The following is a 17,766-nucleotide window of genomic DNA, read 5'->3' as shown; positions in this document are numbered from 1 at the left end:
CATCTTGCTACACACTAGCATTGTATAAATTGATTTAAATCAAAATCGTCCGGTCTGAACTCACCTTGAAAGATTTTGTTTTACCTTTGCAGCCGAAATAAAAAAAGCGGCAGGTAAAAAGGTAAAAAGCAACAGGTATTAGGTAAAGTTTAGTATGAAGAAGAGTCTTATTGCATTGGCGTTCGGTACACTGGGATTGGGTATTGCCGAATTTGTGATGATGGGAATTTTGCCCGATGTGGCAAAAGATTTAGGTATTAGTATTCCTACCGCAGGGCATTTCATATCTGCTTATGCATTAGGAGTCTGTGTCGGTGCCCCTGTACTGACATTGGCCCGCAAATATCCATTAAAACATATTCTGTTGGTATTAGTTACCTTGATTATGATAGGTAACATCTGTGCGGCTATGGCTCCCAATTACTGGGTGCTACTCGTTGCCCGTTTCATCTCCGGCTTACCTCATGGCGCATACTTCGGAGTAGGCTCTATTGTTGCCGAGAAACTGGCCGATAAAGGTAAAGGCTCGGAAGCCGTCTCCATCATGATTGCGGGAATGACCATTGCCAACCTATTCGGTGTACCTCTGGGAACTTCTTTAAGTACCATGCTTTCCTGGCGTGCCACCTTCCTCTTAGTCGGCATTTGGGGAATTGTTATCATGTACTATATCTGGCGATGGGTTCCCCATGTAGAAGGTTTGCAGGACACCGGCTTTAAAGGGCAGTTCCGTTTTCTTAAAACTCCGGCTCCGTGGTTGATTCTCGGTGCTACAGCCTTAGGAAACGGCGGTGTATTCTGTTGGTATAGCTACATCAATCCGCTGCTTACCCATGTGTCCGGCTTCTCCACAGAAAGCATTACGCCTTTAATGATCCTTGCCGGTTTCGGTATGGTGATGGGAAACCTGATTAGTGGCCGTCTCTCCGACCGTTACACTCCCGGAAAGGTGGGAACTGCCGCACAAGCACTCATCTGCATGATGTTATTGCTTATTTTCTTCCTTTCTCCATACAAATGGGCAGCCGCCCTGTTAATGTGCCTTTGTACGGCTGGACTGTTTGCTGTATCCAGTCCGGAACAGATATTGATTATCCGTGTAGCAAAAGGAGGAGAAATGTTGGGAGCAGCCTGCGTACAGGTTGCGTTCAATCTCGGAAACGCCATCGGTGCCTATGTAGGCGGACTGGCTGTTAGTGGCGGATACCGTTATCCTGCCCTGACAGGTGTACCGTTTGCCTTGATCGGATTCACTTTGTTCTTGATTTTTTATAAGAAATACCAGGCAAAATACTAAAACTCTATCAAAATACCTATCTTTGCAGTCAGATTATCGATAACTAAATAAAACGAAATAGATAAATGGCATTGCAATGTGGTATTGTCGGACTACCGAACGTGGGTAAGTCGACTCTTTTCAACTGTTTGTCGAACGCAAAGGCACAAGCGGCAAACTTCCCTTTCTGTACAATTGAACCGAATGTAGGTGTAATTACCGTTCCTGACGAACGTCTGAACGCACTGGCTGAATTGGTACATCCCCAACGAATTGTTCCTACAACTGTAGAAATCGTAGATATCGCCGGACTGGTGAAAGGCGCAAGCAAAGGTGAAGGACTGGGAAACAAGTTCCTAGCCAATATCCGTGAAACAGATGCAATCATCCACGTGCTCCGTTGTTTCGATGACGACAACGTGACACATGTAGACGGTAGCGTAAACCCCGTCCGTGACAAAGAAATCATCGACTACGAACTTCAATTGAAGGACTTGGAAACGATTGAAAGCCGTATCCAGAAAGTACAGAAACAGGCGCAGACGGGTGGAGACAAAGCTGCAAAGTTAGCTTATGATGTACTTGTCCAATACAAAAATGCTCTGGAACAGGGTAAATCTGCACGTACAGTGACTTTCGAAACGAAAGACGAACAAAAGATTGCTCACGAACTGTTCTTATTGACCAGCAAACCGGTGATGTACGTTTGCAACGTTGATGAAGCAAGCGCAGTGGGTGGCAACAAATACGTAGATATGGTGCGTGAAGCTGTAAAAGACGAGGATGCTCAAATCCTGATTGTTGCAGCCAAGACAGAAGCGGACATTGCCGAACTGGAAACGTACGAAGACCGCCAGATGTTCCTTGCCGAAGTAGGCTTGGAAGAATCAGGTGTAGCACGCCTTATCAAATCAGCTTATAAACTATTGAATCTTGAAACCTATTTCACAGCCGGCGTGCAGGAAGTACGCGCCTGGACTTACGAAAAGGGATGGAAAGCTCCTCAATGTGCTGGTGTTATCCATACTGACTTTGAAAAAGGTTTTATCCGTGCCGAAGTTATCAAATACGAGGACTATATTCAATACGGATCGGAAGCAGCTGTGAAAGAAGCCGGAAAGCTGGGTGTGGAAGGAAAAGAATATATAGTGCAGGACGGAGACATCATGCATTTCCGTTTCAATGTGTGATTATCAATAATCACCAACGACTCATTAATTATTAATTCGCTAATAACATGAAGTATCTCATCGCAGGAACTGGAGGTGTAGGCGGCAGTATCGCAGGATTTTTGTCGCTGGCAGGCAAAGATGTAACCTGTATTGCCCGTGGTGCTCATTTGCAAGCAATACAAACGGATGGTTTAAAACTGAAGTCGGATTTAAAAGGCGAACATACGCTCCGGATTCCGGCAACTACCGCTGAAGAATTCAATGGAAAAGCGGATGTGATATTTGTATGCGTAAAAGGTTACTCGGTCGATTCTATTGTAGAACTCATTCAAAGAGCCGCTCACAAAGACACGGTTGTCATCCCCATACTGAATGTGTATGGAACAGGACCGCGGATACAGAAACTTGTTCCGGGAGTTACCGTTCTGGATGGTTGCATCTATATTGTGGGGTTTGTATCCGGCACAGGAGAAATCACCCAGATGGGGAAAATATTCCGGTTAGTGTATGGCGCTCATCGCGGCACTATCGTTAAAACCGGATTACTGGAAGCCATCCAACAGGATTTGCAGGAAGCAGGTATCAAAGTAGACCTTTCACCGGATATCAACCGGGATACATTTATCAAATGGTCGTTTATTTCTGCAATGGCTTTAACAGGGGCATACTACGATGTTCCGATGGGTGAAGTTCAAAAACCGGGAAAGATACGGAATACATTCATCGGACTCACTACAGAGAGCGCTGCTTTAGGAAAGAAGCTAGGTGTGGAATTTCCGGAAGACCCTGTCACTTACAATCTGAAAGTCATCGATAAACTGGATCCCGAAAGCACTGCTTCCATGCAGAAAGATCTGGCACGCGGACACGAATCCGAGATACAGGGACTGCTTTTCGATATGATTGCAGCAGCCGAAGAACAAGGGATTGACATACCGACCTACCGGATGGTTGCAGAAAAATTCAAAGAATAGCCACTAGAGAAAGAATGAAACCTATTAAATAAATAATACTACCAAGCCTATGTATTCACTTCTCAACATCAACTGGAACCCGAATCCCGAACTATTCAACCTGTTCGGTATTTCTATCCGTTATTACGGATTATTGTGGGCAGTAGGAATATTCTTTGCTTATGTTATTGTTCACTACCAGTTCCGGGATAAAAAGATAGAAGAAAAGAAGTTTGATCCGCTTTTCTTTTACTGTTTCTTTGGTATTCTGATCGGCGCCCGTCTGGGACACTGTTTATTCTATGATCCGGGATATTATCTGTCACATTTCTGGGAAATGATTCTTCCCATCAAGTTTATGCCGGATGGAAACTGGAAGTTTACCGGATACGAGGGATTGGCCAGCCATGGTGGCACACTAGGATTGATAGTCGCACTTTGGCTGTATTGCCGCAAGACAAAGCTCCATTATATGGATGTATTGGATATGATTGCCGTAGCCACTCCAATCACAGCCTGTTTCATCCGCCTTGCCAACCTGATGAACTCCGAAATCATCGGCAAGCCGACTGATGTACCCTGGGCGTTTATATTCGAGCGTGTAGATATGCAGCCCCGTCATCCGGGACAACTTTACGAGGCTATCGCCTATCTTATCCTATTCTTCATCATGATTTATCTGTACAAGAATTACAGTAAGAAACTGCACCGCGGCTTCTTCTTCGGACTTTGTTTGACTTACATCTTTGTCTTCCGCTTCTTCATCGAGTTCCTGAAAGAGAACCAAGAAGCATTTGAAGACCACATGATGTTCAATATGGGCCAATGGTTAAGCGTTCCATTTATCATCATAGGCGTTTATTTCATGTTCTTCTATGATCGGAAGAAAGTAGAAAAGAAATGAAACATATCATAGATATAGAAACTTGGGGAGCGGACAGGAAAAGCAATCACCAAAGAAGGCAAATTAGTAATGCCTATCGCTATGACCATTCATCATGGATTTATAGACGGGCACCATCTTTCATTGTTTTACAGGAAAGTAGAAGAGTTACTAAAATAAAGCACAAACAAGGATTAGCATTCTCCCCCATTGCTTCATATTACAGATTTTAAATTAAGGGGAAATAATTATTTCCCCCTGACTATCTTCTTGATATCATTCAGCTTATTCAATGCTTCAATCGGAGTGAGATTATTCACATCCAAATTCAGAATCTCATCACGAATCTGGCAGAGAATCGGATCATCCAGTTGGAAGAAACTTAACTGCATCCCTCCACGGTTCTCGCTCACTTCCGTCAACGGTTTACCGGAAATTCCTTGTTGGCGATTGTCAGATTCAAGCTGCTTCAGTATCTCATTGGCACGTTTCACAATACTTTTCGGCATACCGGCCATCTTTGCCACGTGAATACCGAAAGAGTGCTCACTACCACCCCGCTCCAGCTTACGAAGGAAGATTACCTTATTATCAACTTCTTTCACCGATACATTATAATTCTTGATACGTTTGAAGGATTTCTCCATCTCATTCAACTCATGATAATGCGTAGCAAATAAGGTACGTGCTTTAGCTTTCGGATGCTCATGGATATGCTCTACGATTGCCCAAGCAATGGAAATACCGTCATAAGTAGACGTACCACGACCCAACTCATCAAACAACACCAGACTTCGGGAAGAAACATTATTTAGAATATCTGCCGCTTCATTCATCTCTACCATGAATGTTGATTCTCCGACCGATATATTATCACTCGCTCCTACACGAGTGAATATCTTGTCTACCAAACCGATGTGCGCACTCTCCGCAGGAACAAAGGAACCGATTTGAGCCAATAGCGTAATTAATGCCGTCTGACGTAAAAGCGCAGACTTACCGGCCATGTTTGGACCTGTAATAATAATAATCTGCTGCGTAGTATTGTCCAGCATTACATCATTAGCAATATACTTCTCGCCGATAGGAAGCTGTTTCTCAATCACCGGGTGACGCCCCTGGCGAATATCCAATACATCATTATCTTCAATAATCGGACGGATATAACGATTCTCACGAGCCACATTGGCGAATGACAACAGACAGTCCAGACGGGCAATCTGATTCGCATTAATCTGTATCTGGGGAATAAACTCCGTCAATGCCTGTACCAAATCCGTATATAGCTGCGTTTCCAGCACCAGAATCTTATCTTCCGCCCCTAAAATCTTCTCTTCATATTCTTTCAATTCCTGCGTGATATAACGCTCTGCGTTGACCAACGTCTGTTTACGAATCCATTCGGGCGGAACTTTATCCTTATGTACATTACGGACTTCAATATAATAACCGAACACATTATTGTAAGCCACTTTCAAACTCGGAATACCCGTCCGTTCGCTTTCGCGCTGCTGTATCTGAAGCAGATAATCCTTTCCCGAATACGAAATCCGGCGTAGTTCGTCCAAATCCGCATTCACCCCGTCTTGAATCACTCCCCCCTTATTAACAGCCAACGGCGGGTCATTCTTAATCTCTTTGGCAATCCGGTCGCGAATAGTGACACAAAGGTTCAACTGCTCCCCTATCCAGTTCAGACTTGCGTTATCGGCCTGGATACATGCCAACTTTATCGGCTCGATAGCCTGCAAAGCCACCTTCAACTGAACCACCTCACGAGGTGATACACGCCCTACAGCAACTTTGGAAATGATACGCTCCAAATCGCCTATCAGATGCAGCTGCTCTTCAATCAGTTCCTTAAAGTCCGGTTGACGGAAGAAATACTCTACCACATTCAACCGTTCGTCAATCGGCTTCTTATCCTTCAAAGGAAAGACCATCCAGCGCTTCAGCAAACGTGCTCCCATCGGGCTGATTGTCCGGTCGATGACATTCAGCAAACTGCTTCCGCCATCATTCATATTGCCAATCAACTCAAGGCTGCGCACCGTAAACTTATCCAGACGAACGTATTTGTCTTCCTCAATACGGGCCAAAGAAGTGATATGTCCAATCTGTGTATGCTGCGTCATCGTCAGATATTGCAGGATAGCACCGGAAGCAATGATACCATTCTTCAAGTGTTCCACGCCGAAACCTTTCAGGTTCTTCGTCTCAAAATGCTTCAGCAACTTCTCACGGGCAGTAGTCTCCGTAAATACCCAGTCATCAAGCTCGAAGGTAAAGAACTTGCTGCCGAAATTCCCCTCAAACATCAAACGTTTGCCACGTTCAAAAAGAATTTCCTTCGGGGCGAAGTTGTTCAACAGTTTATCAATATAATCAAAAGGTCCTTCTGCAGTTAGGAATTCACCGGTAGAAATATCAAGAAAGGCAACCCCACAGGAAGCTTTCCCGAAATGAACGGCAGCCAGGAAGTTATTTTCTTTATAATTCAGGACATTATCATTGATAGAAACACCGGGAGTCACCAGTTCGGTAATGCCACGTTTCACCAATTTTTTCGTCATTTTCGGATCTTCCAACTGGTCACAGATAGCGACACGCTTTCCGGCGCGAACCAATTTCGGAAGATAAGTATCGAGAGCGTGATGTGGGAATCCCGCCATCTCAACAGTCTTTCCTTTTCCGTTAGCACGCTTCGTCAATGTGATTCCTAATATTTCCGATGCAACGATGGCATCCGTAGAATATGTTTCATAAAAGTCACCGCAACGAAACAGCATCACTGCATCCGGATGTTTTGCCTTCAAATCCAGAAACTGTTTCATCATCGGGGTGAGGACGATTTCTTCTTCGTTCACGGTTCTCTCCTTTTCTTTTTTATTTAGGGTAAACAATTGCAATATCTTTGCAAAGATAACGGTTTTTCGGCAGAGAATCAATGGCATTCTCCAATTCAATTTTCACAATTAGTGTTGCATACCATCAAAAAAAGAGGGTTTATTTCTTAACAAGTAGGAGAAAAATATTAAAACGTGTTATAAAACATACTATTTTTCTTGGATAATTTGCTAATTTCCCAATAGTCCGTATCTTTGCAATGTGTTTTTCATAGTATTAGATTTAAGGTTAACAAAGGTTGGAGCAAGGCGTTGCTCCTTTTTTTATGTCCGTACGTTTCACTTCCCCATAAATTGCAGTCAAATCCTCTTTATTTTACCGAGCCTTTCTTTCTGCCTGATAGACTCCAAATATAATGCAACCTGCTCCCAATAATGTAATCCACGTGATTTGTTCGTGAAGAATGATTACGGATGCCACCATTGTCACCAACGGATTGAGATAGATATAATTGGAAGCTCTAACTGTTCCCAACTGTTTTAAGACCACATTCCAGAGGACATAACATATCAAGGAAGCCAGAACAGCCAGAAACAAAAGATTGGATAATACAATCGGTTTTAAAAGTATGTCAAGATCCGGTTGTAGCGGATGAAGAAGAAAGGCGGGAAGTATGGTCAATACTCCATAAAAGAATATCTTGCGAGTGATAAATACAGTGGGGTAACGCCCCGTCATTTTCTTTATCACCAAACTATAAAATGCCCACGACAGGGCGGCAAGTAAAGTAAGCAAATCCCCTACCGGAGATAATTTAAGTACAAAACTGCCGTTGAAGACCACCAGTCCCACTCCGATTAAAGCTAATATGGAACCATAAACCAAACCTTTGGTGGCTTTTTCACTCTTATAAAAGAGAAGGGAAAGAATGGTGGTAAGCAAAGGAGCTGTGCAAATGATGAAAGCGACATTAGATGCTTGCGTGATTCCCAAAGCTGTATTCTCGGTAAAGAAATAGAGTGAGCCACCGAAAAGACCTCCTGCCATCAACCAAAGTTCGTCTTTCCAATTACCCGCAAACAGACGTTTGGGAGAAATCACCCAAATGCCCAAATAAGCAATGAGAAAACGATAAAAGAATATCTCTTGAGGGGTCAGTCCGTGATTAATCAGTACTTTGGTTGATATAAAGGTCAGTCCCCAGATAGCAACTACAAGTATCGCAATCAGATGGTAATATCCATGCTTCAATTCCATAGTGATGGTGATGTTTTTTAATAGAGTGCAAAGATAGCGAGAAGTTATGGAATGTTTGTTTGGAGAAGTAACAAAAAGCCCGTACCTTTGTTTATGTTCAAAGAAAGCTCCTAAAATAAGGAATAAGTTATGGAAAAATATACAGCACCGGACAGGAAACGTATCCCCTATGGCATGATGAACTTTGCAGTAATCCGCCGCGACGACTGTTATTATGTAGACAAAACCCGGTTTATACCCATGATAGAAGAGGCGGACAAGTTTTTCTTCTTTATTCGCCCGCGCCGTTTCGGCAAAAGTCTCACAGTAAGTATGTTGCAGCACTATTATGATATACTTGCCAAGGATAAATTCGAAGCGCTGTTTGGCGACCTTTACATCGGAAAGCATCCTACGCGCGACCGGAACAGCTATCTGGTACTATACCTCAACTTCTCCGGAATAGTAGGCGAACTGCACAACTATCGCAAGGGACTGGACGCGCATTGCCAAACAATGTTCGACTACTTCTGCGATATTTATGCCGACTATCTCCCCAAAGGCATCAAGGAAGAACTCGACAAAAAAGAAGGAGCTGTCGAACAATTTGAATACCTGTTCACAGAATGTAATAAGACCAACCAACGTATTTACCTCTTTATTGACGAATACGATCATTTCACCAATGCCATTCTCTCTGATATAGAGAGCCTGCACCGTTATACGGACGAAACGCATGGCGAAGGTTATCTGCGTGCCTTCTTCAATAAAATTAAAGCCGGAACCTATTCCAGCATCGAACGTTGTTTCATTACCGGCGTAAGTCCCGTGACAATGGACGACCTCACAAGCGGTTTCAACATCGGAACCAACTACTCGCTCACACCGGAATTTAACGAGATGATAGGTTTCACGGAAGAAGAAGTCCGCCAAATGCTTACCTATTATTCCACCACCAGTCCATTCAATCACAGTGTAGACGAACTGATAGAAATAATGAAACCCTGGTATGACAACTACTGCTTTGCAGAAGAATGTTACGGTGAAACCACTATGTACAACTCCAACATGGTACTCTACTTCGTCAAGAATTATATTCAACGAGGCAAAGCCCCCCGGGATATGGTAGAAGACAATATCCGTATCGACTACGAAAAATTACGTATGCTCATCCGGAAGGACAAAGAGTTTGCACACGATGCCTCCATCATACAAACATTGGTGAGCGAAGGCTACGTCACCGGAGAACTGAAAAAAGGTTTTCCTGCCATCAATATCACCAACCCTGACAACTTTGTGAGTCTACTCTACTATTTCGGTATGCTCACCATTAGCGGCACGTATAAAGGAAAAACCAAACTCACCATCCCCAATCAGGTAGTCCGCGAACAAATCTACACCTATCTGCTAAGTACCTACAACGAAGCCGAGCTCAATTTCAGCAGTTACGAGAAAAACGAACTTGCCAGTGCCCTTGCCTACGATGGCTCTTGGAAAGCTTACTTCGGCTATATTGCCGACTGTCTGAAACGCTACACTTCCCAGCGCGACAAGCAGAAAGGCGAATTTTTTGTCCATGGCTTCACACTTGCCATGACAGCACAAAACCGTTTCTACCGCCCCATCTTTGAACAGGACACACAGGCAGGTTATGTCGATATTTTCCTTTGTCCGCTACTGGATATCTATTCCGACATGAAGCACAGTTACATTGTGGAACTGAAATATGCCAAGTATAAAGACCCCGAAAGCCGCATAGAAGAACTGCGACTGGAAGCTATTGCTCAAGCCAATCGCTATGCTGACACCGATACGGTGAAGAGAGCAGTCGGCACTACACAGCTTCATAAAATCGTAGTTGTATACAAAGGAATGGATATGCCGATATGCGAAGAGGTTTAATACAAAAAAGGAACTCTCATTACAAGCGCATCATGCAAAAAACAGATAGGCTAACAATATGAAAAAATCAATAAAACGTTTGCCCAAACGCACGCAAGAAGAGTTGGCGGTGCTGCAAGAACTGATATTGTCGAATCTTTCGAACGTGCGTATGATTATCCTGTATGGAAGTTATGCGCGGGGAAAATATGTCATCTGGGATGTAACATACGACGGGTGCGGAGGAGGTACTTACTACCAAAGTGATTTGGATATTCTGGTGATATGCGATACGGGAAATGCAGCTAAAGCAGAGAGTCATGCACGCGAGGTTATCGTCCCCAAATATGATACACGAATGGAAGGGAAACGGCATCCGGCGCCTCCTAGTATTATTGTAGAAACTCCAGCGACCATCAATCGAGCTATAAGAAGGAAGCATTATTTCTTTTATGAAATTATAAAAGACGGCATTCTGTTGTATGACGATGGCATGTTTCAGATTGGTAAACCGGAGAAGTTGCCGTATCGGGAGATTAAGAAATATGCAGAGGAAGAATATGAAGAATGTTTCGACATGGGAGAATGTTTCTTGGATTCGGGACACACTGCTTACAAAAATGGTAATTTTAAATACGGTTCATTTGAATTACATCAAGCCTGCGAACGCTTCTACAAAACATTTACGCTTGTATATGGCGGCATTCGCCCTAAATCTCATGAATTGAAAGTGCTGGGAGCAATGGCCAGAAGCTGTTCACGAGAATTCGCAAATGTGTTCCCTACCAATACTCCCGAAGAAAATAAAGCGTTTGATAAATTATGCAGGGCATATATCGAAGCGCGATACAACCGGCTATTCACCGTTAGCAAAGAGCAATACGAGTATATGCTGGCACGAACAGAGGTGCTGCGCGAAGTGACTATTCGGGAATGTGCCGCACGCATAGTATATTACGATGAGATGATAGAAAAAGAAGAGAAAGAAAAGATATAAACCGTATATCGTAAATATAGTACGATAACCTTTACAGTTCCCCATTCTTGTACAATTTGTTTTCCAGATATCTCCCTTTTTAAATAGTAAATACATGACATACATTTTGCCAAAACAAGAGAAAAAAATGTATGTCAAAACCTTTATAAATGAAGAATTGAGGGTGTGTCGAAACTCTCATAAACTTAAAATCACCCTCGCCACAGACAGTTGTAGCGAGGGTGATTTCGATAAAAGGGGAGTTTTTACACATTCCCAATCACGTTAAAAGAGAGTTTCGACACATCTCCTTACTATCAAATTCCTACATGAAAAACTATCGCAACTATATACTTTATTTGGTCACCTTGTAAGTTCCACTTCCATAGTCTTTTGACTTCATCTCTCCGGGAAGGGTTACGGTAGCGGTAACACCTTTAGGAATGGTGAATTCCCAAGTCCAAGTGTCACCCTCGTATTTCCAGGCGCTCTTGATGAGTCCGGCGGCGGAACGGTATTCGGCAGTTACGTGTCCCAATCGCTTGTCCGGAATGGGTTTCATAATGATATGCTTGAAGCCGGGGGTGGCAGGATCGGCTGCAATGCCGGCAACAGTTTCCCAAATCCATTCACATACGCATCCGTAGGCATAATGATTGAAGCTGTTCATACCGCGTGGTCCCATTCCCTTATCTATCATATAGCTGTTCCACCGTTCCCAGATGGTGGTAGCTCCATTGTCTACAGAATACAGCCAACTTGGGTTCTTACGTTGGAAGAGTAGTTCATAGGCAATGTCCTCCATACCATTCTCCGTGAGGGTGGCCATAAGGATAGATGTACCCAGGAATCCGGTCTGCAAGCAAAGGTCGTGTTGTGCAAAATTTTCGCGCAGACGGTCTATCATCTTCGCTTTGGCTTCGCCTTCCACAAGCTGGTTTTTCAAGGCGAACAGAGCAGGAGTTTGCATGGTATTAAGGATGGCGGTTTTGAAGGTGCCGTCTTCGTTGAGGAAGTTCTCTTTGATGTATGCTTTTGCCAAGTCACCCATCTGCTGGTATTTGGTGGAATTGCGACCGGTAGCGGTAGCCATGTCGCGCATCATGAAAGCATCTATCACCCAATAGGAAGCGCTTAGATAGTTCCAGTAGCTAATGGCATCAGGAAGCGGACCTTGGGGAGAGAAAGCCAGTCCGCTACAGCTTTCCAGCGGTTCGTAGCTTAGCCAGTCGGCCCATTGGTAGTTGCCGTTCTCACCGCAGAGAGTCTCGTGGTTATACTTGGTGTCGTTGATGTGGTTCATAAACAAGTCCATGGCGTTCCAGTTCTCCTCGATGATTTGCGTATCTCCGAATTGCTTCCACACCGTCCAAGGCACAATGATTCCGGCATCGGCCCACCCCAAACGCATTTTCTCATCACCGTATTGTGCCAAAGGAGCCACTCCGGGGAATCCGCCCAAACTGTTCTGGGTGTCGCGCATGTCACGCATCCACTTGTGAAAGAACTTCATGGTGTTAGCAAAGAACGTACCGGTTTCCGCAAACACTTGTGTATCTGCTGTCCAGCCCAGACGCTCGTCGCGCTGCGGACAGTCGGTGGGTATGGACAGGTAGTTGGATAGCTGTCCCCAATAAGTGTTGGAGATGAGCTTGTTCACAAGGTCGTTGCCTGTGGTGATAGTGCCGGTTTCCAGTTCCTTTGTGATGGAAGTGACGGGAATGGATTTCAACGACTTGATGGCGACATTCCCGGTGGCAGTTATGGAAACGTAGCGGTAGCCGAAAAAGGTGCAGTGAGGATAGTAGGCTACATAGTTATCTCCGGCAGCAAAGGTATAGTCCAGACGGATGCCGGTGTGGGGAATGCGCAGGTTTTCGCGGTGGCAGCTTCCTTCCGGACCGTCCATGCCACGAATCCTGGCACCGTTGCCGTCATTGAGCAACTCTGCGGGAAGACAGGTCAGCACTGTTCCCTCGGTGGCTTTGAATACAAAAGAGGGTACACCGGCACAGTTTTGCCCGAAATCCACCACTAACGTCTCTCCCGGACTTATGGTCATCTCCGTGCCCGATGCGAACTCACGGGCAATAATCACTTTACCGAACTCGTTCTCTTTCGCTCCTTCTATATCCTTCCAAATGTATGCTCTGACAGGAGCGAGGGCGAGATCAGTGCGCAGATAGACTTCCGCTCCGTCCGAAGGCAGAATGTCACCAGAAAATTCGGTATTCTCTTCGGGTGTGGAGAGTTTGTCCACACATTCGTAGCCCATCGGTTCGCGCGCATCATACTCTTCTCCGTCAAAGATGCCGGCATGTTTCACCGGACCGGCAATTCCGGCTTTCCAGTTTTCGAGGTCGGTACCGTAGCACTTCTTAGTTCCGTCAGAAAAAGTCAGTTCCAATACACCGCGGAAGGCACACTTTTTGCCTATCATGCCGTCATATCCTCCGGGGGTTATGATTTTGTCAGCCCACCATCCCGGTGTCACCTGTACGGAGAGCATGTTGTCGGCGTTTGGCTTGGTACGGATGACGTCTGTGATATCATAGGTGAAAGAACGTTTGGTCTTGGCATAGTGTGTGAAGCCCGGTTTCAGGAATTCTCCGCCTACGGGTTTCCCATTCACATACAACTCGTAAACTCCCAGTCCGGCGGTCATCCACTTGGCAGAGATGACTTTCTGTTCATTTTTCACGGTGGACACGAACCAACTGGCACCATCGGCTGCGCGACCGTTGTTATGTCCTTTCACTACAGGAGCGTCTACTGCTGAAATCCATTTGGATTCGTTCCAGGCCGACGCTTCCAATGCGTGAGTACGTTTTCCGACTTCAGTTGCGTTTATCAGTCCGCTATTCGAGAAAAGCGCGAAAATCATTACCGGAACAAGATTCGCAAAACAATGGAAATTCATTTTCATACTTATATGTATTTTTTAGTATTAAAAGATTAACTTAGAAGTGCTGTTTTATGGGACTTGCACAACAAAATTACAGAATTATATGATATGACAGACGATTTCTACATTTTTTTTGACTCAACAATGGTTTCTGTTCAATCTGAAGCTTTTTACGTTGGAGAATCGATTATCGGGCAAAACAACGACATATTGTAAAATAATATAATCAACGCATTCACTAGTTCTATTGTATCAATTATTTATCAAATAAGAAAAGAAGATGACGGTTATTCATTGCAGTCATTCTTTCTTCTTTACACGAAAACCTCGAAATCGAATAAACTCTATTCAAGTTTTTAATAAATAACGAAGGGGTTTATTATAAACGGTATCCAAGTTTATTATAAACTCTTTTTTGACGCTTTTAATACCTGAAATAGAATTATTGCAACAAAAATGGGCAAGAACCTTCACAGTTTCTTGCCCATTCGTTATCCTATGTTATGCATTTCGCACATCCACCTATTGAACTTATGTCACAATATTTATATCTTTCATCATTCGTTTTCTATTTTTAATTTCCCCAAATATACGAAATAAAAACAAGAAAGTCAATAGGGAAAGCGTGGTTATCTGAAAATAAACACGTAAATTTGTGCCTCGAATTAGAAATAACAGTATAAATCACTATAAATAAAAACTTTATCACTATGGAGTACAATTTCAGAGAAATTGAAAAGAAGTGGCAGAAAAGGTGGGTGGAAGAGAAAACCTACCAAGTTACGGAAGATGATTCGAAGCAAAAATTTTATGTACTAAACATGTTCCCTTATCCATCAGGAGCCGGCCTACACGTAGGACACCCGCTGGGATATATTGCTTCCGATATTTATGCCCGTTACAAACGACTGCAAGGCTTCAATGTACTCAATCCGATGGGATATGACGCATACGGTCTGCCTGCAGAACAGTATGCCATCCAAACCGGACAGCATCCTGCAATCACTACCGTCAAAAATATCGACCGTTACCGCGAGCAGTTGGATAAGATAGGGTTCTCTTTCGACTGGAACCGTGAAATCCGTACTTGCGACCCGGAATATTATCACTGGACACAATGGGCCTTCCAAAAAATGTTCAATAGCTACTATTGCAACGATGAACAGGAAGCCCGTCCTATCGAAGAATTGGAAAAGGCTTTTGCAATCTACGGAAACGAAGGATTAAACGCCGCTTGCAGCGAAGAAATCAGCTTTACTGCCGAAGAGTGGAATGCCAAAAGCGAAAAAGAACAGCAGGAAATCCTGATGAACTATCGTATCGCTTATCTGGGTGAAACCATGGTAAACTGGTGTGCTGAATTAGGAACTGTATTGGCGAACGACGAAGTAGTGGACGGAGTGAGCGAACGTGGTGGTTACCCCGTTATACAAAAGAAAATGCGTCAATGGTGTCTGCGTGTATCTGCTTACGCACAACGCCTGCTCGACGGATTAGATACAATCGACTGGACAGATTCTCTGAAAGAAACTCAAAGAAACTGGATCGGACGCTCGGAAGGTGCTGAAGTGCAATTCAAAGTAAAAGACAGTGATCTCGAATTCACCATTTTCACCACTCGCGCAGATACCATGTTCGGTGTCACCTTCATGGTATTGGCTCCGGAAAGCGAACTGGTGGCACAATTAACTACTCCTGAACAAAAAGCAGAAGTAGATGCTTACCTCGACCGTACCAAAAAACGTACGGAACGCGAACGTATCGCCGACCGCAGTGTTACCGGTGTATTCAGCGGCTCGTATGCCATCAACCCGTTCACAGGTGAAGCAGTGCCCGTCTGGATCAGCGATTACGTATTGGCCGGATACGGAACAGGTGCTATTATGGCTGTACCTGCTCATGATAGCCGCGACTATGCATTCGCCAAACATTTCGGACTGGAAATCCGTCCGTTGGTAGAAGGTTGTGATGTAAGCGAAGAAAGTTTCGATGCCAAAGAAGGGATCGTTTGCAACTCTCCGCGTCTTGATGTCACTCCTTATTGCGATCTTTCGCTGAACGGATTGACTATCAAAGAAGCGATAGAAACAACCAAGAAATATGTAAAAGAACATAATCTGGGCCGTGTGAAAGTGAACTACCGTCTGCGCGACGCTATCTTCTCACGCCAGCGTTACTGGGGCGAACCGTTTCCTGTTTACTACAAAGACGGAATGCCTTACATGATCGACGAAAGCTGTCTGCCACTGGAACTTCCGGAAGTAGCTAAATTCCTGCCTACCGAAACAGGTGAACCTCCATTGGGACACGCTACCAAATGGGCTTGGGACACAGTAAACAAATGTGTAGTAGAAAATGAGAAGATTGACAATGTAACCGTCTTCCCGCTGGAACTGAACACCATGCCGGGATTCGCCGGTTCTTCGGCATATTATCTCCGTTACATGGACCCACGTAATCATAAAGCATTGGTTGATCCGAAAATCGATCAGTACTGGAAGAACGTAGACCTTTATGTAGGTGGTACCGAACATGCTACCGGACACTTGATCTACTCTCGTTTCTGGAATAAATTCCTGCACGATGTAGGTGTATCTATCATGGAAGAACCATTCCAGAAGTTAGTAAACCAGGGAATGATTCAAGGTCGCAGTAACTTTATATATCGTATCAAAGACACCAATACTTTCGTTTCGCTGAACCTGAAAGATCAGTACGAAGTTACCCCTATTCACGTAGACGTAAATATCGTATCTAATGATATTTTGGATCTGGAAGCATTCAAGGCATGGCGTCCTGAATATAAAACGGCCGAGTTTATCCTCGAAGACGGAAAATACGTTTGCGGATGGGCAGTTGAAAAGATGAGTAAATCCATGTTCAATGTTGTCAATCCGGATATGATTGTTGAAAAATACGGTGCAGATACACTTCGTATGTACGAAATGTTCCTTGGACCGGTAGAACAATCCAAACCGTGGGATACCAACGGAATTGACGGTGTACACCGTTTTATCCGCAAATTCTGGTCGCTGTTCTACAGCCGTACAGACGAATATCTGGTAACGGACGAACCTGCAACAAAAGAAGAATTGAAGAGCCTTCATAAATTGATTAAGAAGGTGACAGGTGATATTGAACAGTTCTCTTACAATACATCTATCAGCGCATTCATGATTTGTGTAAACGAACTCTTCAACCTGAAATGCAGCAAAAAAGAGATTCTGGAACAGCTCATTATCACTCTTGCACCTTTCGCTCCGCATGTTAGCGAAGAGCTGTGGGATGTACTGGGACACGAAACTTCCGTATGCGACGCCCAATGGCCTGCATACAACGAAGAATATCTGAAAGAAGACACTATCAACTATACCATCTCTTTCAACGGAAAGGCACGTTTCAATATGGAATTTGCAGCAGATGAAGCTTCGGACGCTATCCAGGCGGCAGTATTAGCCGACGAACGTTCACAAAAGTGGATGGATGGCAAGACTCCGAAGAAAGTCATTGTCGTTCCGAAAAAGATTGTAAACGTTGTTGTTTAAAAACAAATTAGGCACGGATTACACGGATTACACGGTTCTGATTGACTCTAAATTCTAAACCGTGTTATCCGCGTAATCCGTGCCTAACATAA

10 protein-coding genes and 1 pseudogene are annotated in these 17,766 nt (G+C 44.1%); 8 read left to right on the top strand and 3 right to left on the bottom strand.

From position 1 onward, the window contains the following. Window positions 1-154 precede the first annotated feature (154 nt). From araJ to I2I13_RS02900, 5 genes and pseudogenes are all read left to right on the top strand, one after another. A complete protein-coding gene (araJ, locus tag I2I13_RS02920) occupies window positions 155-1,297 on the top strand; it encodes an MFS transporter AraJ (protein ID WP_148367677.1) in 1,143 nt (380 codons plus the stop codon). Between the two features lie 65 nt (window positions 1,298-1,362). Continuing rightward, a complete protein-coding gene (gene ychF / locus I2I13_RS02915) occupies window positions 1,363-2,466 on the top strand; it encodes a redox-regulated ATPase YchF (protein ID WP_195648712.1) in 1,104 nt (367 codons plus the stop codon). A gap of 47 nt (window positions 2,467-2,513) precedes the next feature. Next, window positions 2,514-3,422, top strand: a complete 909-nt coding sequence (locus tag I2I13_RS02910) for a ketopantoate reductase family protein (protein ID WP_195648711.1) — start codon at window positions 2,514-2,516, stop codon at window positions 3,420-3,422. Window positions 3,423-3,471: 49 nt separating this feature from the next. Further along, on the top strand, window positions 3,472-4,305 hold the full coding sequence (lgt, locus tag I2I13_RS02905; protein WP_148367680.1) for a prolipoprotein diacylglyceryl transferase: 834 nt from the start codon (window positions 3,472-3,474) through the stop codon (window positions 4,303-4,305). A gap of 36 nt (window positions 4,306-4,341) precedes the next feature. Continuing rightward, a pseudogene (locus tag I2I13_RS02900) lies at window positions 4,342-4,464 on the top strand (CatA-like O-acetyltransferase); the annotation flags it as partial. 68 nt (window positions 4,465-4,532) lie between these two features. On the opposite strand, the gene mutS reads toward I2I13_RS02900, so the two are convergent. After that, the gene (mutS, locus tag I2I13_RS02895) at window positions 4,533-7,121 is read right to left on the bottom strand and encodes a DNA mismatch repair protein MutS (RefSeq protein WP_195648810.1); all 2,589 of its coding nucleotides are present in this window, start codon (window positions 7,119-7,121) and stop codon (window positions 4,533-4,535) included. A gap of 385 nt (window positions 7,122-7,506) precedes the next feature. Beyond that, window positions 7,507-8,388 carry a DMT family transporter gene (locus I2I13_RS02890; protein ID WP_148367681.1) on the bottom strand — a complete coding sequence of 294 codons (882 nt, stop codon included), beginning with the start codon at window positions 8,386-8,388 and terminating at the stop codon, window positions 7,507-7,509. Between the two features lie 129 nt (window positions 8,389-8,517). On the opposite strand from I2I13_RS02890, the gene I2I13_RS02885 reads away from it, so the two are divergent. Together I2I13_RS02885 and I2I13_RS02880 are read left to right on the top strand one after the other, a co-directional pair. Then, window positions 8,518-10,269: an AAA family ATPase gene (locus I2I13_RS02885; RefSeq protein WP_195648710.1), complete on the top strand. Its 1,752-nt coding sequence runs from the start codon at window positions 8,518-8,520 to the stop codon at window positions 10,267-10,269. Between the two features lie 58 nt (window positions 10,270-10,327). Beyond that, window positions 10,328-11,245, top strand: coding sequence for a HEPN domain-containing protein (locus tag I2I13_RS02880; protein ID WP_195648709.1), 918 nt, complete (start codon window positions 10,328-10,330; stop codon window positions 11,243-11,245). A gap of 334 nt (window positions 11,246-11,579) precedes the next feature. On the opposite strand, the gene I2I13_RS02875 is transcribed toward I2I13_RS02880, so the two are convergent. After that, window positions 11,580-14,150, bottom strand: a complete 2,571-nt coding sequence (locus I2I13_RS02875) for a family 78 glycoside hydrolase catalytic domain (RefSeq protein WP_195648708.1) — start codon at window positions 14,148-14,150, stop codon at window positions 11,580-11,582. 689 nt (window positions 14,151-14,839) lie between these two features. Here I2I13_RS02875 and leuS point away from each other — a divergent pair. Further along, window positions 14,840-17,674: a leucine--tRNA ligase gene (gene leuS / locus I2I13_RS02870; protein ID WP_195648707.1), complete on the top strand. Its 2,835-nt coding sequence runs from the start codon at window positions 14,840-14,842 to the stop codon at window positions 17,672-17,674. Window positions 17,675-17,766: the final 92 nt, after the last annotated feature.

Origin of the sequence: Bacteroides sp. D55t1_190419_B8, assembly GCF_015558905.1 — a bacterium.
In the GTDB taxonomy this organism is placed as follows: Bacteria; Bacteroidota; Bacteroidia; order Bacteroidales; family Bacteroidaceae; genus Bacteroides; species Bacteroides vicugnae.
Note: the sequence above shows the minus strand (reverse complement) of the source record. Positions and strands in the feature narration are given on the sequence as shown.

Coding starts and splice junctions, on each gene's coding strand:
- araJ (WP_148367677.1), top strand. CDS start 155: ATGAAGAAGAGTCTTATTGCATTGGCGTTCGGTACACTGGGATTGGGT.
- ychF (WP_195648712.1), top strand. CDS start 1,363: ATGGCATTGCAATGTGGTATTGTCGGACTACCGAACGTGGGTAAGTCG.
- I2I13_RS02910 (WP_195648711.1), top strand. CDS start 2,514: ATGAAGTATCTCATCGCAGGAACTGGAGGTGTAGGCGGCAGTATCGCA.
- lgt (WP_148367680.1), top strand. CDS start 3,472: ATGTATTCACTTCTCAACATCAACTGGAACCCGAATCCCGAACTATTC.
- mutS (WP_195648810.1), bottom strand. CDS start 7,121: ATGATGAAACAGTTTCTGGATTTGAAGGCAAAACATCCGGATGCAGTG.
- I2I13_RS02890 (WP_148367681.1), bottom strand. CDS start 8,388: ATGGAATTGAAGCATGGATATTACCATCTGATTGCGATACTTGTAGTT.
- I2I13_RS02885 (WP_195648710.1), top strand. CDS start 8,518: ATGGAAAAATATACAGCACCGGACAGGAAACGTATCCCCTATGGCATG.
- I2I13_RS02880 (WP_195648709.1), top strand. CDS start 10,328: ATGAAAAAATCAATAAAACGTTTGCCCAAACGCACGCAAGAAGAGTTG.
- I2I13_RS02875 (WP_195648708.1), bottom strand. CDS start 14,150: ATGAAAATGAATTTCCATTGTTTTGCGAATCTTGTTCCGGTAATGATT.
- leuS (WP_195648707.1), top strand. CDS start 14,840: ATGGAGTACAATTTCAGAGAAATTGAAAAGAAGTGGCAGAAAAGGTGG.